At 69.6% G+C, this 21,307-nt stretch carries 17 protein-coding genes and 2 pseudogenes; 9 read left to right on the forward strand and 10 right to left on the reverse strand.

Translation table 11 applies throughout. The features are described from left to right. Window positions 1-126 precede the first annotated feature (126 nt). The 5 genes from M1203_RS01495 to M1203_RS01515 all read right to left on the reverse strand — a co-directional run bounded on the left by M1203_RS01495 (window position 127) and on the right by M1203_RS01515 (window position 4,859). Window positions 127-1,308, reverse strand: coding sequence for an ROK family transcriptional regulator (locus tag M1203_RS01495; RefSeq protein WP_249947595.1), 1,182 nt, complete (start codon window positions 1,306-1,308; stop codon window positions 127-129). Window positions 1,309-1,516: 208 nt separating this feature from the next. After that, window positions 1,517-2,194 carry a GntR family transcriptional regulator gene (locus M1203_RS01500; RefSeq protein ID WP_249947596.1) on the reverse strand — a complete coding sequence of 226 codons (678 nt, stop codon included), beginning with the start codon at window positions 2,192-2,194 and terminating at the stop codon, window positions 1,517-1,519. A gap of 115 nt (window positions 2,195-2,309) precedes the next feature. Beyond that, on the reverse strand, window positions 2,310-3,257 hold the full coding sequence (locus M1203_RS01505) for a beta-ketoacyl-ACP synthase III (RefSeq protein ID WP_249947597.1): 948 nt from the start codon (window positions 3,255-3,257) through the stop codon (window positions 2,310-2,312). Window positions 3,258-3,370: 113 nt separating this feature from the next. Beyond that, window positions 3,371-3,517, reverse strand: coding sequence for a hypothetical protein (locus M1203_RS01510; RefSeq protein WP_249947929.1), 147 nt, complete (start codon window positions 3,515-3,517; stop codon window positions 3,371-3,373). Then, a complete protein-coding gene (locus tag M1203_RS01515; RefSeq protein ID WP_249947598.1) occupies window positions 3,480-4,859 on the reverse strand; it encodes an OFA family MFS transporter in 1,380 nt (459 codons plus the stop codon). Before M1203_RS01515 ends, M1203_RS01510 begins: the two co-directional genes overlap by 38 nt. 208 nt (window positions 4,860-5,067) lie before the next feature. Here M1203_RS01515 and M1203_RS01520 point away from each other — a divergent pair, with 208 nt between their 5' ends. The 5 genes from M1203_RS01520 (at window position 5,068) to fdhD (ending at window position 11,807) form a co-directional block, all read left to right on the forward strand. Beyond that, window positions 5,068-6,045: a 2-dehydropantoate 2-reductase gene (locus M1203_RS01520; protein ID WP_249947599.1), complete on the forward strand. Its 978-nt coding sequence runs from the start codon at window positions 5,068-5,070 to the stop codon at window positions 6,043-6,045. A gap of 129 nt (window positions 6,046-6,174) precedes the next feature. After that, window positions 6,175-8,100: a molybdopterin oxidoreductase family protein gene (locus M1203_RS01525; RefSeq protein WP_249947600.1), complete on the forward strand. Its 1,926-nt coding sequence runs from the start codon at window positions 6,175-6,177 to the stop codon at window positions 8,098-8,100. Window positions 8,101-8,106: 6 nt separating this feature from the next. Beyond that, window positions 8,107-10,047, forward strand: a complete 1,941-nt coding sequence (locus tag M1203_RS01530; protein WP_249947601.1) for an NAD(P)H-dependent oxidoreductase subunit E — start codon at window positions 8,107-8,109, stop codon at window positions 10,045-10,047. Next, on the forward strand, window positions 10,044-10,901 hold the full coding sequence (locus M1203_RS01535) for a 2Fe-2S iron-sulfur cluster-binding protein (protein WP_249947602.1): 858 nt from the start codon (window positions 10,044-10,046) through the stop codon (window positions 10,899-10,901). Before M1203_RS01530 ends, M1203_RS01535 begins: the two co-directional genes overlap by 4 nt. A gap of 66 nt (window positions 10,902-10,967) precedes the next feature. Next, window positions 10,968-11,807 (forward strand): formate dehydrogenase accessory sulfurtransferase FdhD, encoded by an 840-nt coding sequence (fdhD, locus tag M1203_RS01540; RefSeq protein ID WP_249947603.1) that lies wholly within the window; start codon window positions 10,968-10,970, stop codon window positions 11,805-11,807. Window positions 11,808-12,066: 259 nt separating this feature from the next. On the opposite strand, the pseudogene M1203_RS01545 reads toward fdhD, so the two are convergent. After that, a pseudogene (locus M1203_RS01545) lies at window positions 12,067-13,878 on the reverse strand (BTAD domain-containing putative transcriptional regulator); the annotation flags it as partial. Between the two features lie 473 nt (window positions 13,879-14,351). On the opposite strand from M1203_RS01545, the gene M1203_RS01550 reads away from it, so the two are divergent. Then, the gene (locus M1203_RS01550) at window positions 14,352-14,543 is read left to right on the forward strand and encodes a hypothetical protein (RefSeq protein ID WP_249947604.1); all 192 of its coding nucleotides are present in this window, start codon (window positions 14,352-14,354) and stop codon (window positions 14,541-14,543) included. On the opposite strand, the gene M1203_RS01555 is transcribed toward M1203_RS01550, so the two are convergent. Continuing rightward, window positions 14,519-15,586 carry a bile acid:sodium symporter family protein gene (locus M1203_RS01555; protein WP_249947605.1) on the reverse strand — a complete coding sequence of 356 codons (1,068 nt, stop codon included), beginning with the start codon at window positions 15,584-15,586 and terminating at the stop codon, window positions 14,519-14,521. The two genes, M1203_RS01550 and M1203_RS01555, sit on opposite strands and share 25 nt — an antisense overlap. Window positions 15,587-15,712: 126 nt before the next feature. Between M1203_RS01555 and M1203_RS01560 the strand changes: the two genes are divergently transcribed. Further along, the gene (locus M1203_RS01560; RefSeq protein WP_249947606.1) at window positions 15,713-16,594 is read left to right on the forward strand and encodes a LysR substrate-binding domain-containing protein; all 882 of its coding nucleotides are present in this window, start codon (window positions 15,713-15,715) and stop codon (window positions 16,592-16,594) included. Window positions 16,595-16,644: 50 nt separating this feature from the next. Here M1203_RS01560 and M1203_RS01565 read toward each other — a convergent pair. Next, a pseudogene (locus M1203_RS01565) lies at window positions 16,645-16,845 on the reverse strand (LysR family transcriptional regulator); the annotation flags it as partial. A 218-nt stretch (window positions 16,846-17,063) separates the two neighbouring features. Between M1203_RS01565 and M1203_RS01570 the strand changes: the two are divergent. Together M1203_RS01570 and M1203_RS01575 are read left to right on the forward strand one after the other, a co-directional pair. Continuing rightward, on the forward strand, window positions 17,064-18,887 hold the full coding sequence (locus M1203_RS01570) for a long-chain fatty acid--CoA ligase (protein ID WP_249947607.1): 1,824 nt from the start codon (window positions 17,064-17,066) through the stop codon (window positions 18,885-18,887). Window positions 18,888-18,980: 93 nt separating this feature from the next. Continuing rightward, window positions 18,981-19,811, forward strand: coding sequence for an aldo/keto reductase (locus M1203_RS01575; RefSeq protein ID WP_249947608.1), 831 nt, complete (start codon window positions 18,981-18,983; stop codon window positions 19,809-19,811). Window positions 19,812-19,871: 60 nt separating this feature from the next. Here the strand turns inward: M1203_RS01575 and M1203_RS01580 are convergent, their stop codons facing one another. Both M1203_RS01580 and M1203_RS01585 read right to left on the reverse strand, forming a co-directional pair. Continuing rightward, entirely contained in the window at window positions 19,872-20,822 is a 951-nt protein-coding gene (locus M1203_RS01580) for an AraC family transcriptional regulator (protein ID WP_249947609.1), read from the reverse strand. A gap of 55 nt (window positions 20,823-20,877) precedes the next feature. Next, on the reverse strand, window positions 20,878-21,183 hold the full coding sequence (locus M1203_RS01585; RefSeq protein ID WP_249947610.1) for a 4a-hydroxytetrahydrobiopterin dehydratase: 306 nt from the start codon (window positions 21,181-21,183) through the stop codon (window positions 20,878-20,880). Window positions 21,184-21,307: the final 124 nt, after the last annotated feature.

Consider the following 21,307-nt stretch of genomic DNA (forward strand, 5'->3'; position numbering starts at 1 on the left):
GTTGTTACGGGGTGGTGCGGCTCGTGCGTGGTACGGCTCGTGCGGTGTGCTGTGGTGCTGTTGTCGCGGATGGAGCGGTGGTGTCGCGGTGGTGTCCGGTGGTGCGCCGCCGGCCCTGAACGGGCGTCAGGCCGGCGAGAACAAGTGGTCGCTGATGAGCCGGGCCGCGCCGGTGACTCCGGCGGTCGGGCCCAACTCCCCCAGGACTATGGGGAGATTGCCGGTGGCCAGCGGCAGGGACTGCCGGTAGACCTGGGTACGTACGCTGGCCAGCAGCGTGTGACCGAGACCGGTCACCCCGCCGCCGATCACCACGAGGCCCGGGTTGAAGAAGCTCACGAGCCCGGCGATGACCTGGCCGACGCGATTGCCGCCGGCCCGGATGAGTTCGAGTGCGGCGGGGTCACCGGCGGCAGCGGCGGCGGCGACATCCACGGCGGAGAGCCGGTCACCGGCCTCCAGCCGGGCGGCCAGCTCGGGCGAGCGGCCGGAGCGCGCGGCGTCCTCCGCGTCCCGGGCGAGGGCGGCGCCGCTGAAGTAGGCCTCCAGACAGCCCTTGTTGCCACAGGCACAGGCGCGGCCGTCCGACTCGACCTGGATATGGCCGATGTCGCCGGCGCTGCCGGTCGTGCCGCGGTAGACCTCGCCGCCGACGACGATCCCGCAGCCGATACCGGTCCCGATCTTGACGCAGAGGAAGTCACCGACCGAGCGTGCGACGCCCGCGTGCTGCTCCCCCATCGCCATCAGGTTCACATCGTTGTCGACCATCACCGGACAGCCGAGCTCCTGGCTGAGCGCCTCCCGTACGGGGAAGCCGTCCCAGCCCGGCATGATCGGCGGCGCGACGGGGACACCCTCGGGAAAGCGGACGGGGCCCGGTACGCCGATCCCGGCGCCGTCGAACTCGTCGGCGAGCCCGGAGACCTTGAGCTTGCCCGCCATGACGAGGACCTGCTCGAAGACGGCGACGGGGCCCTCGCGGACATCCATGGGGTGGTTGAGATGTCCCAGCACCTCCAGCTCCGCGTTGGTCACCGCGACATCGATGGAGGTGGCGCCTATGTCGACACCGAGGAAGCGCAGGGCGGGCGCCAGCCGGATGTTGTGGGAGCGCCGGCCGCCGCGCGAGGCGGCGAGTCCGTCGGCGACCACCAGGCCGGTCTCCAGCAGCCGGTCCACCTCGACGGCGAGCTTGGAGCGCGAAAGATCGACCTGGTCACCCAGTTGCGCACGGGAGTTGGGGCCACCGTCGCGCAACAGCCTGAGCAGTCGCGCCTGATGCGCGTTCGCGGGTCGTGCGGTCATACGTCTCACGCGCCCCTCCCCGCCTTCTCGGCCTATGCGTCGGGCTTTCGAGGGAACGTAGCAGCGCTTGCCCGCAGGGGGAAGAAGTTGAGCGGGAATCAGTCCCAACTTTCTCCACACCGAGGACAAAGCCGTTTCGAGGCGTCGCTTCAGTGACCCTTCGCACCTGATTTTCGGATGAGGGGGGTAATGCCCGGACTTGGGGCGATCAGGACTCTTGCCGGTGGTGGTACGTGTTGCGCGTGTGCTCCGTGTGCGCCTTCATGACTTCCGTCGCGCGCCGTTCGTCGCGCGTAGAAATCGCGGCGATGAGCTCCCGGTGCTCGATCCAGGACTGCTTGCCGCGCTGGCGGGCGACCGGCGTGTAGTACCAGCGCACCCTGCGGTCCACCTGGGCGGCCAGCTCGGCCAGTACGACATTGCCCGCCAGCTCCATGACCTTGGCGTGGAAGGCGGCGTTGGTGGCGACCGTCAGATCCCTGTCGTCGTCGGCCACCGACTGCTCACCCTTGGTGCACAGCGCCTCCAGCTCGGCGATCCCCGCCGCGCCGGAGTTGGCCGCCGCCAGCCGGGCGGCCTCCGCCTCCAGGAGCGTACGGACCGACAGGAGCTGGTCCGCCTCGTCCTCGGTCGGCTCATGGACGAAGGCGCCCTGCGCCGGGCGCAGATCGACCCAGCCCTCGGTGTTGAGGCGTTGAAGGGCCTCACGCACCGGCTGCCTGGAGACCCCCAGATGACGCGCGAGTTCACTCTCGACGAGGTGCTGACCGGGCTGGAGCGCCCGGGTCGTGATCAGTTCGAGCAGGGCCTCGTACACCCGTTCTCGCAGTGGTCCCGGTCGTTCGAGTTTAGGCACGGCACCTTGCGCCAACTTCGCGGACAACATCGCGTCCCCCTCCTGGCCGGCAGTGTCATTGACTGTAGCGATGGACCGATGTCACCAGGGGTGATGAGCATCAAGACATTGGCTATCGTCTACAGTCTACCGAGAACAGGGGGATTCATGGGCAACGGATGACTTGACCCGCGTAGGAGAGGTTCCCCCCGAAGCCGAAAAGCAGTACTGGCCCACCCGACGGAATCTCACCTCGGTCCACGAGTTTGGACAGGGCCATCGGGATCGACGCCGCGGACGTATTGCCGGAATCCACCACATCACGGGCGATGACCGCGTTGATCGCACCGATTTTCTGGGCCACGGGCTCGATGATCCGCAGATTGGCCTGGTGCAGCACGACCGCGGCCAGCTCCTCGGGGGTGACACCCGCCCGTTCACAGACCCGGCGGGCGATCGGCGGCAGCTGGGTGGTCGCCCAGCGGTAGACGGACTGCCCCTCCTGGGCGAAGACCGGCGGGCTGCCCTCGATCCGTACCGCGTGACCCATCTCCGGCACGGAACCCCAGAGCACCGGGCCGATGCCGGGCTCCTCGGCGGCGCCGTCCGCCATGACGACCGCCGCGCCCGCGCCGTCTCCGACCAGTACGCAGGTCGAACGATCGGTCCAGTCGGTGATCGCGGTCATCTTGTCCGCCCCGATCACCAGGACGCGGGACGCGGAGCCCGCCCGTACGGCGTGATCGGCGGTGGCGAGGGCGTGGGTGAAGCCCGCGCAGACGACATTGAGGTCCATCACGGCGGGCGAGCCCATGGAGAGCCGGGCGGCGACCCGGGCCGCGGTGTTCGGGGAGCGGTCGATGGCCGTGGAGGTGGCGACCAGCACCAGATCGATGTCCGCCGGGGTGAGCCCGGCGGATGCCAGGGCCTTGGCTCCCGCGTGTGCCGCCAGCTCGTCCACCGGCTCGTCCGGCCCTGCCATATGGCGGGTTCTGATGCCCACCCGGCTGCTGATCCAGGTGTCACTGGTGTCGACCATGGCCGCCAGGTCGTGATTGGTGAGCACCTTGGCGGGCTGATAGTGCCCGAGCGCGGCGATACGAGTGCCGGTCATGCCCGGGACCCCCTCTGGTTCGACGTCAGGAGTGCTCCAGTCTCGTCAGCGACTCACCGGTAAGGGTGCAAGTAAACCAACAGGATTCAGCCGCGCCGCTTGGAGAGTCCATATCATCCGGTGAAAAGCTGGGCCGCCTTCAGTACCAGCTCGTACACACCGTACGCGAGGGGGATCCCGACCCAAAGCCAGGCGAAGACGATCAGACCGGTACGGCGGGACTCAGGCCGGGCGGTGCTGTTCGGTGGTGACATGGTCATCGGCGGCCTCCCTGGGGGCGGGGACGTGGTGGCGCGGGTGGACGGGCCTGACCAGTTCATTGGCGACGAAGCCGATGACCAGCAGCCCGATCATGATGGTGAACGAGAGACCGTACAGGCCCGATCCGCTGCGGCCCGCCGCTTCCTCGCTGTCCGCCACCCGGTTGACGATCAGCGGGCCGAGCACACCGGCGGTGGACCAGGCGGTGAGCAGCCGGCCGTGGATGGCGCCCACCTGGTAGGTGCCGAAGAGATCCTTGAGATAGGCGGGGATCGTGGCGAATCCGCCACCGTAGAAGGACAGGATCACCAGCGCGCACAGGACGAACAGCGGCTTGGAGGAGTCGCCGAACAGCGAGATCAGCAGATACATCACCGCGCCGACGCCGAGGTAGACGCGGTACATGTTCTTACGGCCGATCAGGTCCGAGGTGGAGGACCAGCCGATCCGGCCCGCCATGTTGGCGGCGGAGAGCAGTGCCACGAAGCCGGCGGCGGCCGAGACGCTGACGGGCGCGTCGGTCTCCGCGAAGAAGTCGGTGATCATCGGGGCGGCCTTCTCCAGGATGCCGATCCCCGCGGTCACGTTCATGCACAGAACGACCCACAGACACCAGAACTGCGGGGTGCGCACGGCGGACTTCGCGGACACCTGCGCGGTGGAGATCAGCGCGCTCGCCGCGGGCTTCGCGGCGTCGGTGGCCGGCCGCGCCCCGCCGTCCCCGCCCTGCCGGTAGCCGGGCGGGGGTACGCGGATGAGCAGGACGCCGAGCGTCATGAACACGGCGTACACCAGCCCGTGCACCAGGAACGCGAGCGCGATCCCCTTGCTCTCCGTGCCGAACGAGTCCAGCATCTGCGCGGACCACGGCGAGGCGATGAGCGCGCCGCCGCCGAAGCCCATGATGGCGATGCCGGTGGCCATGCCCGGCCGGTCGGGGAACCACTTGATCAGGGTGGAGACCGGCGAGATATAGCCGATGCCCAGACCGATACCGCCGACGAAGCCGTAGCCGAAGACGATCAGCCAGTACTGCTCGGTGACGGCGCCGAGCGCGGCGAGCAGAAAGCCCGACGAGAAACAGCACAGCGCGACGGTCATCGCCCAGCGCGGCCCCTTGCGTTCGACAAGGGTGCCGCCGAAGGCCGCGGACAGACCGAGCATCACGATGCCCAGCTGGAACGGGAGCGCGCTCGCGGTGCCGGAGAGACCGAGCGCCGATTCGAGCGGTGGCTTGAACACGCTCCAGGCGTAGGCCTGGCCGATCGACAGATGCACCGACAACGCTGCGGGGGGTACCAGCCAGCGACTCCAGCCGGCGGGCGCTAGTGGTGGCGTCATGCAGGCGACTCTAAGAACCGATCAACCCTCTTGGGAAGATCCGCAGAGGAGTTTGCCGACTGCATACCTTTCCGGAGCCTTGTCGACCAGAACTACATACTGTAGACAATATATCGTCAAACGCGAAGTGTGATCAACAGCACAGAAAGCAGCGAGCGGAGTGTGACCCTTCCCTCGGTCTCCCTCAAACCGAACGGAGAGCCCCACAGTGAAAGTCGCAGTTGTCGGCGCCGGAGCCATCGGTGCCTATGTCGGAGCCGCGCTCGACCGAGCGGGCGCCGACGTCCATCTCATCGCCCGTGGACCGCATCTGTCGGCCATGCGGCAGCACGGAGTCCGGGTGCTCAGCCCGCGCGGTGACTTCACCGCACGGGTGCACGCCACCGACCGGCCGGAGGACATCGGTCCGGTCGACTATGTGTTTCTCGGACTGAAGGCCAACTCCTACGCGGCGTGCGGGCCGCTGGTGACGCCTTTGCTCAAGGACAGTACGGCGGTCATCGCCGCCCAGAACGGCATCCCCTGGTGGTATTTCCACGGCCACGGCGGTCCGCACGACGGCCGGCGGGTCGAGAGCGTCGACCCGGGCGGCTCGGTCAGCGCCGTACTCCCACCCGAACGTGCGATCGGGTGTGTGGTGTACGCGGCGACGGAGCTGGAGGGACCGGGCGTCGTCCGGCATCTCGAAGGCACCCGGTTCTCGATCGGCGAACCCGATCGCTCGGTTTCCGCGAGGTGTCTGGAATTCAGCGATGCCATGCGGACGGGAGGTCTCAAATGTCCCGTCGAGGCCGAGTTGCGCGAGGACATCTGGATCAAGCTTCTCGGCAATATCTCGTTCAATCCGATCAGCGCCCTGACCCGCGCCACCATGCGGGAGATGTGCCTGCACCGCTCCACCCGCGAGGTCATCGAACTGATGATGTCGGAGGCCCTGCGGGTCGCCGAGGCGCTGGGCTGCCGCCCCGACATATCCGTTGAACGGCGGCTGGCCGGTGCGGAAAGGGTCGGTGACCACCGGACATCCACGCTCCAGGACCTGGAGAAGGGCAAGCCGCTGGAGTTGGACGTCCTGCTCGCCGCTGTCGTGGAACTCGCCGCGATCAGTGACGTTCCGGTGCCGACGCTCCGCACGGTGGACGCGATCTCCGATCTGCTGGCCCGCGGTGTGACCGCCGCCGCCTGACCGCTCGTCACCCAACCCTGGAGGGGGCGGGTACGCGTCAAATCCCCGCACCGGGGTTCCCCCGCGTACCCGCCACCGGGATACTGTATGCAATGGGGCGCGGCCATCACTCCCAAAGGAGAGCGCAGCGTGAAGAAGCGAGACCGAACGCCGAAAACGTATGCCCGCATCACCCACCCTCTGGTGCGGGACGAGAAGGGCGGCCCCTTCCGCAGGGCGACCTGGGACGAGGCGCTGGACCGCGCGGCGGAGGGCCTGCGTGCCGCACACGGCGCGTTCGGGATGTTCTCCTGCGCCCGCGCCACCAATGAGATGAACTACGTCGCCCAGAAGTTCGCCCGCGTGGTGATGGGCACCAACAACGTGGACTCCTGCAACAGGACCTGTCACGCGCCGAGTGTGGCCGGCCTCTCCGCCGTATTCGGATCCGGCGGCGGCACCTCCTCCTACGGGGAGGTCGACCACACGGATCTGATCGTGATGTGGGGCTCCAACGCCCGCTTCGCCCACCCGATCTTCTTCCAGCATGTGCTGCGGGGCATCAGGAACGGCGCGCGGATGTACGCCGTCGACCCCCGCCGCACCTCCACCGCCGAGTGGGCCGAGAGCTGGCTCGGACTGAACGTCGGTACGGACATCCCGCTGGCCCACGCGGTCGGCCGCGAGATCATCCACGCGGGGCTGCACAACCGCTCGTTCATCGAACGGGCCACCACCGGGTTCGAGGAGTACGCCGCCGAGGTCGAGCCGTGGACGCTCTCGGTCGCCGAGCAGGTGACCGGCGTACCGGCCGAGGCGATCCGCGAGCTCGCGCACGCCTACGCCCGCGCCGAACGGGCCCAGTTGTGCTGGACGCTGGGCATCACCGAGCACCACAACGGCACCGACAACGTACGGGCGCTGATCAATCTCTCCCTGCTCACCGGACATGTCGGCCGGTACGGCTCGGGCGTACAGCCGCTGCGCGGCCAGAACAATGTGCAGGGCGGCGGCGACATGGGCGCCATCCCCAACCGGCTGCCCGGCTTCCAGGACATCCTGGAGCCCGATGTCCGGCGGAAGTTCGAGACCGCGTGGGACACCGTCATCCAGCCGCACTACGGGCTCAATCTCACGGACATGTTCGAGGCGATGGAGACCGGCGAGCTCAAGGCCGTCTACTGCATCGGCGAGAACCCCGCCCAGTCCGAGGCGGACAGCGAGCAGGCCGTGGAGCGGATGAAGCGGCTCGACTGTCTCGTGGTGCAGGACATCTTCCTCACCAAGACCGCCGAACTCGCCGATGTGGTGCTGCCCGCCACCGCCGCCTGGGCGGAGACGGACGGCACCACCACCAACAGCGAGCGCCGGGTGCAGCGGGTGCGCAAGGCCGTCGAGCCGCCGGGCGAGGCGCGTGAGGACATCGACATCATCTGCGAGCTGGCCGGCCGGCTCGGGCACGCCTGGAAGTACGCGGACGCGGAGTCGGTGTGGAACGAGCTGCGTTCGGTCTCCCCCGACCACTACGGCATGACCTATGAGCGGCTGGCGGAGCATCAGGGCATCCAGTGGCCCTGCCCGGACACCGAGAAGCTCGAACCGAGCTATCTGCACGGCAGGTTGTGGGAGGCCGACCCGGCCAAGCGGGGCCGGCTCGCCCCCTTCGGCCTCGTCAAGCACGACCCGCCGGTGGATCTGACGGATGAGCAGTACCCGATCAGGCTCACCACGGGCCGTCGGCTCGACTCGTACAACACCGGTGTACAGAGCGGGAGTTTCGCCTCACCGCTGCGGCGCGGCGAGTATGTCGAGCTGTGCCCGGAGGACGCCGAGCGGTACGGGGTGACGGTGGGCGAGGAGGTCCGTATCTCGTCGCGGCGCGGCACCGTACAGGCGCCGGTCTGGGTCGACCCGGGGCTCCGTCCCGGACTGGCCTTCATGACCATGCACTTCCCCGACGAGGTGGACACCAACCAGCTGACCATCGAGGCCAATTGCCCGATCGCGGGCACCGCCGAGTTCAAGGCGTCGGCGATCCGGATCGAGAAGCTGCCCGCAGCGGCGTCAAGGAGCTGAGACTCAGTGGACCTGCACTTCGGCGACAGCAAGCCGACCGACGAGGAGCGAGCGGCGGTCGACGCCCTGCTCGGCCCGCCGGCCTCGGCCTGGGAGGGCGCGGACGACCGTACGGACACGGATCTGCGCTGGGCCAGGGGCGGTCGCGAGGCACGGGCGCGACGGGACCTGCTGCTGCCGGGGCTGCACGCGGTCAACGACCGCATCGGCTGGATCAGCGAGGGCGCGCTGGACTACCTCTGCCGACGGCTCACGGTGCCGCCGGCGGAGGCGTACGGCGTGGCCACCTTCTACGCGATGTTCGCGGTCAAACCCCGCCCCGCGAAGGTGCTGCACGTCTGCACCGACCTGGCCTGCGCCGCCCATGGCTCCCAGGCGCTCTGCGCGAGCCTGGAGGAGCGCCTGGCACCCGCGGGCGTGCCCACGGCCGGCGCCGTCTGGCAGCCGAGCCCCTGTCTCGGCCTCTGCGAGCGGGCCCCGGCGGCGCTGCTCATCCAGGCGGGCGCGGCGGAGGACGACGCGGCGACGGAGCGCGACGGAACCGCGGAGGACGCCGGGGCGACGGGCGCCGGGGCGACGGAGCCGCCGCCCCGGCCGTACGCCACGGCCGTCATCGCCCCCGCCACCGCCGAGGCGCTCGTCCTGGCCACGGCCGCGCCCGAGGCGGCGCCCGCGGAGCCCGCCGCCTCGATGGCCGTACCGCAGGCCGGGCAGCCGGGGCTGACGCTGCTCCGCCGCGTCGGGGTCGTCGACCCGTACAGCCTCGACGACTACCGGGCGCACGGCGGCTACGCGGCGCTGCGGCGGGCCTTCGACATCGGGGCCGCCGGTGTCATCAGGGAGGTCACCGACGCCGGTCTGGTCGGCCGCGGCGGCGCGGCCTTCCCCACCGGCCGCAAGTGGGGGGCCACCGCCTCGCAGCCGGCCCATCCGCACTATCTGGTCTGCAACGCCGATGAGTCGGAGCCCGGCACCTTCAAGGACCGGGTGGTCATGGAGGGCGATCCGTACTCCCTGATCGAGTCGATGACCATCGCCGGGTACGCGGTCGGCGCGCACCGCGGCTATCTCTATCTGCGCGGTGAGTACCCGCGCGCCCTGCGCCTCCTCCAGAACGCGATCGACCGGGCGCGCGCCCGCGGACTGCTCGGGGACGACATCCTCGGCCAGGGATACGCCTTCGACATCGAGATCCGGCGCGGTGCGGGCGCGTACATCTGCGGCGAGGAGACCGCCCTGTTCAACTCCATCGAGGGCTACCGGGGCGAGCCGCGCTCCAAGCCGCCCTTCCCCGTGGAACAGGGCCTGTTCGGCAAGCCGACCGCCGAGAACAACGTCGAGACGCTGATCAATGTGCTGCCGATCCTGACCGACGGCGCCCAGGCGTACGCGGCGATCGGCACCGAGGGGTCCACCGGGCCGAAGCTGTTCTGTGTCTCCGGCAATGTGTCGCGCCCCGGTATCTACGAACTGCCCTTCGGCGCCTCGCTGGGCGACCTGCTCGATCTGGCGGGCACCCCGCGCGAGGTGCGGGCGATCCTGCTCGGCGGCGCGGCGGGCGGGTTCGTACGGCCCGACGAGCGGGACATCCCGCTGACCTTCGAGGGGACCAGAGCGGCCGGCACCACACTCGGATCCGGTGTGGTGCTGGTGCTGGACGACACCGTCCAACTGCCGCGGATGCTGCTCCGTATCGCCGAGTTCTTCCGCGACGAGTCCTGCGGGCAGTGTGTGCCCTGCCGGGTCGGCACGGTACGGCAGGAGGAGGCCCTGCACCGGATCCTGGACCGTACGGGCGCCGAGGCCGCCGGGGACATAGCGCTGCTGCGCGAGGTCGGCCGGGCCATGAAGGACGCCTCGATCTGCGGTCTCGGACAGACCGCGTGGAGCGCCGTCGAGTCCGCCATCGACCGTCTGGACGTCTTCGAGTCAAGGGGTGCCGAGTGACCGCGATACCGCTTCAGCCGCCGCGCCGGCTGATCGAGTTCACACTGGACGGCCAGGAGACCCGGGTGCCCGAGGGGTCCACGCTGCTGGACGCCTGCCGGGCGGCCGGCAAAGACATCCCGACGCTCTGCGAGGGCGACACGCTCACCCCCAAGAACGCCTGTCGGGTGTGTGTCGTCGAGGTCGAGGGCGCCCGTACGCTGGCGCCCGCCTGCTCGCGCCGGGCGGAGCCGGGCATGGACGTCCGTACGGACACCGAGCGCGCCCGGCACAGCCGAAAGGTCGTCCTCGAACTCCTCGCCTCGTCGACCGATCTCTCGACCACCCCGAGGGCCGCCGAGTGGATCAAGGAGTACGACGCGAAGCCCGAGCGCTTCGGTCCCGACGCGGCCCGGCTGAACGAAGAGCCGAAGATCGACAACGATCTGTACGTCCGCGACTACGACAAGTGCATCCAGTGCTACAAGTGTGTCGACGCGTGCGGCGAGCAGTGGCAGAATTCCTTCGCGATCTCCGTCGCGGGCCGCGGTTTCGACGCCCGTATCTCCACCGAGCACGACGCACCGCTCACCGATTCGGCCTGTGTCTACTGCGGCAACTGCATCGAGGTCTGCCCGACCGGAGCGCTCAGCTTCAAGTCGGAGTTCGACATGCGGGAGGCCGGTACATGGAACGAGAAGGCCCAGACGGAGACCACCACGATCTGCGCCTACTGCGGTGTTGGCTGCAATCTGACGCTGCACGTGCAGGACAATGAGATCGTGAAGGTCACCTCGCCGCACGACAACCCGGTGACCCACGGAAACCTCTGTATCAAGGGGCGGTTCGGCTACCAGCACGTACAACAGCACTGACAACAACACTGACAACGGCCCGACAGCAGCACCGGCAGCAGCACTGACGAGTAGGACTGGATCACCATGGGACGGGTAACCGAGCGCCGCCGCACCATCCGTATCCGGGACGGAGCCGTCTCGGCCCGCCCGGACACCCTGGTGGCCGAGGAGCCCATGGAGATCCGGCTGAACGGCAAGCCCCTCGCCATCACCATGCGCACCCCGGGCGACGACTTCGCGCTCGCGGCGGGGTTCCTCGTCAGCGAAGGGGTGCTGGCGACGGGGTCCGACGTCCAGTCCATCGTGTACTGCGCCGGAGCGAAGGACGACGGCTCGAACACCTACAACGTGGTGGATGTGCGGCTGGCGCCGGGGGTGCCCGTCCCGGACATCACGCTGGAGCGCAATGTCTACACGACCTCCTCGTGCGGGCTGTGCGGCAAGGCCAGCCTGGACGCCGTACGGACCACGGCGCGGTTCCCGATCAGTGACACTCCCCCGGTCCGCGTCGAACCCGCACTGCTCTCCGGCCTCCCCGACCGGCTGCGAGCGGCCCAGCAGGTCTTCGACCGGACCGGGGGCCTCCACGCGGCCGCGCTGTTCTCCGAGGACGGCGAGATGCTGGACATCCGGGAGGACGTCGGCCGGCACAACGCGGTCGACAAGCTCGTCGGCCGGGCACTGCGGCAGGACCTGCTGCCGCTCTCCCGGGCGATCCTGCTCGTCTCGGGCCGCGCGTCCTTCGAACTGGCACAGAAGGCCGTGATGGCCGGCATTCCTGTACTGGCGGCGGTGTCGGCGCCTTCGTCGCTCGCCGTCGATCTCGCCGCGGAGACCGGGCTGACGCTCGTGGGCTTCCTCCGCGGCACCTCCATGAACGTGTACGCGGGGGACGAGAGGATCGCCCTGCATACCGGGGTCTGACCACCCCCGCTGCACGGAACTGGGCCCGGCCGGCGGGGAGCGCCCCCTGCGTCGGCCGGGTCCATTCTCTCTTTTTCGAGGCTCGGTTCGCCTCCGGGGCGCTTTTTGCCGACGTCGACGGTTGACCGTGCTCGATTCGTTCGTTCCTCACGAACCTCCGCCCACGCGGCGGAGCCGCATATCGAGCACAGCCGCCCTTTCGACGTCGACGCGCCCCTTCGGCTCACTCGCCGGCGGGCGTGGAGACGGGCGTACGGATCGAGGCGGGCTGTGCCGGGGCGGGCGAGGCGGCGCGTTCCGCGATGGTGCGGGCGTAAAGCCTTACCAGTTCGTGATACCGGTAGCGGCCGGGCGCGGGAGACTCCAGCAGCGCCGTGTCCACCAGTGATTCCAGGAGATCCTCGGTCTCTTCTCGCGGCAGATCGAGGAGGTCCGCCGCGGCGTCCACCGTAATGTCGGTGTCGGCAAGGCTCAGCAGGCGGAAGGCTCGCGCCTGGGGCGCTTCGAGCTGGTGGTAGCTCCGTTCGAACGCGGCCCGGACGGTCAGCCCCCCGACGCTCAGCTCCTTGAGGCGACGATGCTCGTCGGCCAGTCTGGTAGCGAACCCGGATACCGTCCACGTACCGCGCGAGGCGAGGCACGAGCCCGCGATACGCATGGCGAGTGGATGGAAGCCACAGAACCGGACGACCTCCAGCGCTTGCGCGCGTTCGGCCGCGACGCGCTCCCGGCCTACTGTCCGGCTGAAGAACTCAAGAGCCTCATCAGTGGGCATCGGGCCCAGATCGACCAGCCGCGCCCCCGCGAGATCGACCAGCCGGGCGCGGCTTGTGACAAGCGCCGTACTGACGGCGGTGCCAGGAAGCAGGGGCTGGATCTGGGCCGCGTCGCGGGCATTGTCGAGGAAGACCAGCACTCTCCGGCCGGACAGGGCCGATCGGTAGAGGGCTGCCCGCGATTCCACGTTCTCCGGGATATCGGCGGTCGGCGCTCCCAGAGCGCGGAGAAACTCACCGAGGACATACGCCGGATCCAGCGGCCGGGGATCCGTTCCGCGCAGGTCGACATAGAGCTGTCCGTCCGGGAAGTGGTCCCGCGCGGCGTGTGCGACACGCAGGGCCAGCGCGGTCTTTCCGATGCCGGCCATGCCCGTCACCACCATGACATGACGGTCCGTGGCGGCGAGCCGTGCGCCCATTTCCGCCACGAGGGCGGCCCGCCCGGTGAAATCAGGAACCGTCGCGGGGAGTTGAGCCGGAAGAATGTGTGCGGAGTACCGTAGGTCGTGGCGTGGGGATTCCGGTGTCGTCAGGTCCGCGTCGGCCTGCAGAATCCGTTCCTGAAGGAGTTTCAGTTCAGGGCGCGGATCGACGCCCAGTTCTTCTGCGAGAAGCCGACGCGTATCGGCGTACACAGCCAGCGCCTCGGACTGTCGTCCACTGCGGTAGAGCGCGAGCATCAGCAGCTCGCGCAGCCGCTCACGCAAGGGATACGCGGAGGTCAGCGCGGTGAGCTCGGCGACCGTCCTCGCGTGGTCGCCGAGCTCCAGTTCGATGTCCAGACGGACTTCGAGGAGTTGCAGGCGCCACTCCTCCAGTAGCGTCCGCTGGGCCTCGGCGTACGGTCCCGGCACTGCGGCCAGGGCCTCCCCGTCCCACACGCCCAGCGATCTGTTGAGCAGGACACGTGCGGCGACGCGATCGCCCCCGATCCGCGCCTTTTCCGCCTCCGCCGCTAGCTGTTGGGCGACTGTCAGATCGAGGGAACCGTCCTGGATCCGCAGTCCGTATCCGCCCGACTCGGTGACGAGTACCTCCGGGCCGAGTTTCTTGCGCAGCCGGGAGGCGTACGTACGAACCGCTGCCAGTGCCTGCGAAGGCGGCTCGTCCCCCCACATGGCGTCGATCAGTTCGCCCGCGGTGGCCGTTCTCCCGTCACGCAGCAGCAGCGCGGCGAGGAGACTTCTCTGCTGTGGGGATCCTGCGGGCAGGTAAATCCCGTTGTGCCATACCCGAACCGGGCCCAGAACCGAGAAGCGGTACTCGCTGAAGTCGGAGCGCGCCCCACTCATCGTCACCTCCGTGGCCGCGTCGGGTATGTCACCTCGGCAGTATGCCTCCGGGTGACATAAACGTTCAACGGGCACGATGAACAGGCTCGTTGATTGGACGTTCAGAGCCGCGTGACACGATGACTGAGCGTGCTTCCGTGACTGCCCAGTCCGGAGCCTGCGCGAGCGGGGACTCCCGGGACTGGCATCCCGGGACCCCCACTCTGTCTCTTTCCGCTCATGTCTTCCAGTGGTGACATTCGGCCTGTGTCATGGCCGTTCGCTACGCGACCTCTTCGGGTGCGCCGGAGCCTTCCGCCGTGAACTCTGTTCCGCCGAAGGGACTTTGAGCTACCGTCATGCTCGACGCCACGCTGTTGCGAGTGGGGCCGGGTCCTCCATGCCAAGGACCGCCAACGGCTTCTCTGGTCTGCCGCGTGCCGCGAAATCCGGACTGGGCACTGTCGCGAGGAGAAGACGCTGTTATGCGAGCAATGAGTCCTGCCATGTGGCTCACGGCCGGGGTCGTAGTGACCCTGGCCTATTTCGTTCTGGTCGGCTATCTGGCCGGTGCGTTGAGGGCGACGCGCCGACTGCCGGTGGTGATCACAGCCATCGCGGGGCTCGTAGGGGTGCTGCCGGCCATCCTCTACGCCCTGTACTACGTGTTCACTGTCAACGTGTGAGCCCGCGGCCCGGCGGCGGGCTGCTCCGAAGGCCCGGGTCTGCCCGGCCGCTCCGGCGTCCGGGTGTCCTTCGCCCGGCGCTTCGCGATCACCGCGCACACCATCAACTGCATCTGGTGGAACAGCATCAGCGGCAGTACGGCCAGGCTCGCCTGCGCGCCGAACAGTACGCTCGCCATCGGCAGCCCCGCCGCCAGGCTCTTCTTCGATCCGGCGAACTGGATCGCGATCCGGTCCGGGCGCCCGAAGCCCAGGCGCTTGCCGCCGTACCAGCTCAGCGCGAGCATCGCGGCGAGCAGCGCCGCCTCGACGCCCAGCAGGGCCGCCAGTCTGGCGGGGGTCACCTGGTGCCAGATGCCCGCCGCCATGCCCTGGCTGAACGCGGTGTAGACGACCAGCAGCACCGAGCCTCGGTCGACCAGGCCGAGCAGCGCCCGATGGCGGGTGAGGAAGCCGACGATCCAGCGGCGCAGCAACTGGCCCGCGAGGAAGGGCAGAAGCAGCTGCGCGACGATCCTGAACAGCGAGTCGGCGGAGATACCGGCCGCCCCGCCGCCGATCAGCAGCGCCGCGAGCAGGGGGGTGATCACGATGCCGACGAGGCTGGAGAACGATCCCGCGCAGATCGCGGCGGCCACATTGCCCCGGGCCATGGAGGTGAAGGCGATGGACGACTGGACCGTGGACGGCACCAGGCAGAGGAAGAGCAGTCCGCTGTAGAGCTCGGGGGTGAGGACGAACGGTACGAGTCCTCGCGCGGCCAGCCCGAGCAGCGGGAAGAGCAGGAACGTACAGGCGAGGACGGTCAGATGGAGCCGCCAGTGCCTCAGCCCGTCCACCATCTCGCGGGTGGAGAGCCGCGCCCCGTAGAGGAAGAACAGCAGCGCCACCGCCCCGGTCGAGGCCCCGCCCGCGAGGTCGGCGGCCGTCCCCGAGGCCGGTAGCAGCGCGGCGAGGGCGACGGTTCCGATGAGCGCCAGGATGTAGGGGTCGACAGGCAGCCAGGACGGGATCCGGATGCGCGGGGAAAGACGGCGATTCATGTGCTCCACTACTGACTGTCGGTACAGCGCGTGCCTCCCCATGGTCCCCTCGTTCTCCATGATCGGGAATCCCGCATACCGCTCTGACTGTCATCGGGTTCCGTGATAACGCTCTAACCTGGCGGTATGTACGACCCACGACAGCTGCGCACCTTCCTGGCCGTGGCCCAGACCCTGAGTTTCACGCAGGCCGCGCACCGGCTGGGGCTGCGCCAGTCCACGGTGAGCCAGCACATCCGCCGTCTTGAGGAGGCGACGGGGCGGCTCCTGTTCACCCGGGACACCCACAGCGTGGAGCTGACCGAGGACGGCGAGGCCATGCTCGGCTTCGCCCGGACGATCCTGGCGGCCCACGACCGGGCGGCGGCCTACTTCACCGGCACCCGGCTGCGCGGCCGGCTCAGATTCGGCGCCTCGGAGGACTTCGTCCTCACCCGGCTCCCGGAGATCCTGGAGACCTTCCGGCTCGACCATCCCGAGGTCGACCTGGAGCTGACCGTGGAGCTCTCCGGCATCCTGCACGAACATCTGGCGGACGGCCGGCTCGATCTGGTGCTCGCCAAACGCCGCACGGGCGACCGCCATGGCGAGCTGGTCTGGCAGTCCACCCTGGCCTGGATCGGGGCGCCGCGGCTGCGCCTCGACCCCGAGCGCCCGGTCCCGCTGATCGCCTTTCCGCCGCCCGCCCTCACCCGTGCCCGCGCGCTGGAGGTGCTGGAGGCGCACGACCGGCGCTGGCGCATCGCGTGTACGAGCGGCAGCCTGAGCGGACTGATCGCGGCGGCCCGCGCGGGGCTCGGCGTCATGGCGCACACCCGGGGGCTGATACCACCGGGCCTGGTCCCGGTCCCGGCGAAGGCGGGCCTGCCCGAGCTGGGTGGGGTGGACTTCGTCCTGCTCCACGGCAGGCGCCGCGGCCGGTCCGAGACCCAGGAGGCCGCGGACGCGCTGGCGGCGGCGATCCTGGCGGGCGGCGACCGGCTGCACCGTCCGGCGTCGGACAGCTAGTTCCTGTCCGGCCGATCTTCGCGGGCCCGCGAAGATCGGCCGGACAGGAACTAGCTGTCCGACGCCGGACGGTGCAGCCGGTCGCCGCCCGCCAGGATCGCCGCCGCCAGCGCGTCCGCGGCCTCCTGGGTCTCGGACCGGCCGCGGCGCCTGCCGTGGAGCAGGACGAAGTCCACCCCACCCAGCTCGGGCAGGCCCGCCTTCGCCGGGACCGGGACCAGGCCCGGTGGTATCAGCCCCCGGGTGTGCGCNGCGTGCGTGACAGCGGCGTACGGATTCGGTGGAGATTCCCCCACCGGCCACTTACTCCAGGGTCAGATGTCCGTCACGAGCCCGCGAAAGCGGCCCCGATTCGGGCCCTGACCTGCGGTGACACGGCTTCCATCCGGTTCCGTGGACGCTCTCACCCGGGAGCGCCCGTTGGGGTACCGTCACCCGCGCTGCGCGGAGCGCCACAAGGAGCAAGTCATTGCGCGAGTTCACCGTCCCCCCTCTGCCGGCCGCCCCCCACATCGGTGGGCTCGCGGACGCCGTGTTCGATCATGCCGTCGACGATCCGCGACGGGTCGCGCTCGGCCGCAAGGACGAGCAGGGGATCTGGCGGGACATGACCTCGGCGGAGTTCCGTGACGAGGTGCTGGGACTGGCCAAGGGGCTGCTCGCGCACGGCGTACGGTTCGGTGACCGGGTCGCGATCATGTCCCGTACCCGCTACGAGTGGACGCTCTTCGACTTCGCGCTGTGGGCGGTCGGCGCGCAGTCCGTACCGGTCTATCCCACGTCCTCGGCCGAACAGGTCTACTGGATGCTGTACGACGCCGAGGTCTCGGCCTGCCTGGTCGAGCACGAGGACCACGCCATGACCATCGGTTCGGTCATCGACCGGCTGCCCAGGCTCAAGCGGCTCTGGCAGTTGGACGCCGACGCGGTGGGCGAGCTGTTCGCGGCGGGCGCCGGCATCGACGACGAGGTGGTGCACCGGCACCGCAGGGCGGTGACACCGGATTCCGTGGCCACCGTGATCTACACCTCGGGCACCACGGGACGGCCCAAAGGGTGCCTGATCACCCACGCCTGCTTCATGTTCGAGGCGGACACGGTCCTCGATCGCTGGGAGCCGGTCTTCCGCGCCAAGCCGGGTGACGAGACGTCGACCCTGCTCTTCCTGCCGCTCGCGCATGTCTTCGGGCGCATGATCGAGATCGCCGCGATCCGCGGCCGGGTGAAGCTGGGCCATCAGCCCGTCCTCCAGGCGAGCGCGCTGCTGCCCGATCTGGTGGCGTTCCGGCCGTCCTTCATCCTGGCCGTGCCGTACGTCTTCGAGAAGGTCTTCCACGCGGCGCGGCGCAAGGCCGAGAGCGACGGCAGGGCCGGGCCCTTCGACAAGGCCGTCGAGGTGGCGGTGCGGTACGCCGAGGCGCTGGAGCACCGGGCGTTCGGTCTCGGTCCCGGCCCCTCCGCGACGCTGCGGGTGCAGCACCAGTTCTTCGAGAAGGCCGTCTACAGCAAGGTCCGTGAGGCGATGGGCGGCCGGGTACGGCACGCCATGTCGGGCGGTTCGGCGATGGACCGGCGGCTCGGGCTGTTCTTCGCGGGCGCGGGCGTCACCGTCTATGAGGGGTACGGGCTCACCGAATCCTGCGCGGCGGCCACCGCCAACCCGCCGGAGCGCACCCGCTACGGCACGGTCGGCCAGCCGATCCCCGGCACCTCGGTGCATATCGCGGCGGACGGTGAGGTATGGCTGAGCGGCGGCCAGATCTTCTCCGGCTATCTCAACGACCCCAAGGCCACCGACGCCGTACTGCGGGACGGCTGGCTGGCCACCGGCGACCTCGGCTCGCTCGACGAGGACGGCTATCTGACCATCACCGGACGGAAGAAGGACATCCTGGTCACCTCCGGCGGCAAGAGTGTCTCGCCCACCGCCCTGGAGGACCGGGTGAGGGCGCATCCGCTGGTGTCCCAGTGCATCGTGGTCGGCAACGACCGGCCGTACATCGCGGCGCTGGTGACCGTGGACCAGGAGGCCGTCGACCACTGGCTGTCCCTTCAGGGCAGGCCCTCGCTCAAACCCACCGATCTGGTGCGGGACAAGGATCTGGAGATGGAGATCCGGCGCGCGGTGGTCGCCGCGAACACGGCGGTGTCCCAGGCCGAGTCGATCCGTACGTTCCGGATCCTCGCGCATCCGTTCAGCGAGGAGCTCGGTCTGCTGACACCGTCGCTGAAGCTCAAGCGCAAGGCGATCGAGGCCGCCTACGCGGTCGAGGTGGACGCGCTCTACCGTTGAGGTGCCAGTGGCGTCCACGACCGCGGGAATCCGCCCGCCGCCGTGATCGTTGGACTCCCGAGCAGCAACCGACGACGTTAGGATCGACCGCTCGTGAGCAAGGTCCCCACCCTCACTCTCAACAACGGCATCGAGATGCCCCGGCTCGGCTTCGGCGTCTGGCGGGTTCCGGACGACGAGGCGACACGGGCCGTCGGCACCGCCCTGGAGGCCGGCTACCGCAGCATCGACACCGCCGCCCTCTACCGCAACGAAGAGGGCACGGGCAGGGCGATCGCGGCCTCCGGGATCGCCCGTGAGGAACTGTTCGTCACCACCAAGCTGTTGAACGGCGAGCAGGGCTACGACTCGACGCTGCGTGCCTTCGACACCTCGCTGGCGAAGCTCGGTCTGGAGTATGTCGACCTCTATCTGATCCACTGGCCGCTGCCCGCCCGCGACACCTATGTCGACAGCTACAAGGCGTTCGAGAGGATCCTGAACGAGGGCCGCGCCAAGGCCATCGGCGTCTCGAACTTCCTTCCCGAGCACCTGGAGCGGCTGCTCGGCGAGACCTCCGTGGTCCCCGCCGTCAACCAGATCGAGCTGCACCCGCAGCTCCAGCAGGCCGCGTCCCGGGCGTTCCACGCGAAGCACTCCATCGCCACCGAGGCCTGGTCGCCGCTCGGCCAGGGCAAGGGGCTGCTCGATGTCCCGACGGTGGTCGCCATCGCGCGCAAGCACGACAGGACCCCGGCGCAGGCGGTGCTCCGCTGGCACCTCCAGCTGGGGAACGTGGTGATCCCCAAGTCCGTGACGCCGTCCCGGATCCAGGAGAACATCGAGGTCTTCGACTTCGAGCTGGACGCCGACGATCTGGCGGCGTTCGCCGCGCTGGACGAGGGCAGGCGCCTCGGTCCCGACCCGGCGGAGGTCAACGGCTGAGCCCGAACACCTCGGCGCCGTCCGCCGGTTCCGGCCGACGGCGCTGTCGTCCGGGCCGCGCTACGAGCCGACCGGCAGCGCGCCCGACCGGTACTCCTGGGGGCTGACGCCGCGTACGCGTTTGAAGGCCGCGCTCAGCGCGAACGAACCGCTGTAGCCGACCTTCCTGGCGACCGACTCGACCGTCGCGTCCGTGCCGCGCAGCAGATCCGCGGCGAGCGCGAGCCGCCAGCCGGTGAGATACGCCATCGGGGGCTCCCCGACCAGCTCGGTGAAGCGGCGCGCGAGCCCCGCCCGGGAGATCCCGCACGCGGTGGCGAGCGAGGCGACCGTCCAGGCTCGGGCCGGCTCGCTCTGCAGCAGTCGCAGGGCGTTGCCGACCGCCGGATCGGCCATGGCGCGGTACCACCCGGGCGCCTGCGCGCCGGGGCCGGCGAACCACGTCCTGAGCACGGCGATCAGCATCAGATCCAGCAGCCGGTCCAGCACCACGCTCTGCCCCGGCTCGTCCCGGGAGATCTCGTCGTCGAGTACGGGCATCAGCGGGCAGTTCCAGGCGTCGGCCGGCAGATGGAGCAGCGGCGGCAGCGTGTCCAGCAGCCGTCTGCTGACCTCGCCGTCCATCTGGTACGTACCGGTGAGGACGGTCGTCCCGCCGTCGGAGGCGTTGCCCCAGGTCCGTACGCCCAGCCGCATGGACTGGGCGAGCGGCTCGCCCTCCAGGGTGTGGCAGACGCCGCCCGGGCCGATCAGCGCGCGGGGCGCGGTGCCGGGGCTGTCGGCGGCGGTGTACGGCTCAGGACCGCGGGCGATCGCGACATCGCCGGGGCGCAGCAGCACCGGATCCCCGCCACCGTCGGGGACGATCCAGGCCTCACCGCGGGTGACACACATCAGACAGAGCGGGGCCCGGTCCTCGATCCGCACGGACCACGGCGGCTCCATCACCATGCGCAGCAGAAAAGCCCCGCGCGCCCGAGGTCCGTCGAGGAGTCCCGCCAGTACGTCCATGTCACCAGCGTAAATGGACCGGCGGGAGGACCGGCCGCGGGACCGGCGGCGTCGGTCAGGCCGCGCCGTGCGCGGGGGCGAACGCCTCGACGCGCCGCGCCAGTTCGATGTCGCGCGCCGTGATGGCACCGCCCGCGTCATGTGTGCTCACCGCGAGGGAGACGGTGTTGTAGCCCAGGGTCAGCGCGGAGTGGTGGTTCAACTCCTCCTGGGTCTGGGCGATATGGACGACCATCGCGGTCGCGGCGAAGTGCGTGCCCAGCCGGTAGGTGCGGGTCAGCAGGCCGTTCTCCACGGACCAGCCGGGAAGCTCGGGCAGCAGCTCCTCGATCTCGTTCTGCGACAGCGGCTCGGTGGCCATGGCCGGGCTCCTTACGGGAACGGGCAGCGACGCGGCCGACGATACGTCGTCCCTCCGCGCCGCCGGGCCCGCCGTGCCGCGCGCACCCCGTACGCCCCTCCCCGGACCGGTGCATTACCGTCCT

The sequence above is a fragment of the Streptomyces sp. 35G-GA-8 genome (assembly GCF_023534745.1).
Lineage (GTDB): Bacteria > Actinomycetota > Actinomycetes > Streptomycetales > Streptomycetaceae > Streptomyces.

Bases quoted from the DNA above. Each gene is read 5' to 3' on its own strand.
- M1203_RS01495 (WP_249947595.1), bottom strand. From the start codon at position 1,308: ATGACCGCACGACCCGCGAACGCGCATCAGGCGCGACTGCTCAGGCTG.
- M1203_RS01500 (WP_249947596.1), bottom strand. From the start codon at position 2,194: ATGTTGTCCGCGAAGTTGGCGCAAGGTGCCGTGCCTAAACTCGAACGA.
- M1203_RS01505 (WP_249947597.1), bottom strand. From the start codon at position 3,257: ATGACCGGCACTCGTATCGCCGCGCTCGGGCACTATCAGCCCGCCAAG.
- M1203_RS01510 (WP_249947929.1), bottom strand. From the start codon at position 3,517: ATGACCATGTCACCACCGAACAGCACCGCCCGGCCTGAGTCCCGCCGT.
- M1203_RS01515 (WP_249947598.1), bottom strand. From the start codon at position 4,859: ATGACGCCACCACTAGCGCCCGCCGGCTGGAGTCGCTGGCTGGTACCC.
- fdhD (WP_249947603.1), top strand. From the start codon at position 10,968: ATGGGACGGGTAACCGAGCGCCGCCGCACCATCCGTATCCGGGACGGA.
- M1203_RS01550 (WP_249947604.1), top strand. From the start codon at position 14,352: ATGAGTCCTGCCATGTGGCTCACGGCCGGGGTCGTAGTGACCCTGGCC.
- M1203_RS01555 (WP_249947605.1), bottom strand. From the start codon at position 15,586: ATGAATCGCCGTCTTTCCCCGCGCATCCGGATCCCGTCCTGGCTGCCT.
- M1203_RS01560 (WP_249947606.1), top strand. From the start codon at position 15,713: ATGTACGACCCACGACAGCTGCGCACCTTCCTGGCCGTGGCCCAGACC.
- M1203_RS01580 (WP_249947609.1), bottom strand. From the start codon at position 20,822: ATGGACGTACTGGCGGGACTCCTCGACGGACCTCGGGCGCGCGGGGCT.
- M1203_RS01585 (WP_249947610.1), bottom strand. From the start codon at position 21,183: ATGGCCACCGAGCCGCTGTCGCAGAACGAGATCGAGGAGCTGCTGCCC.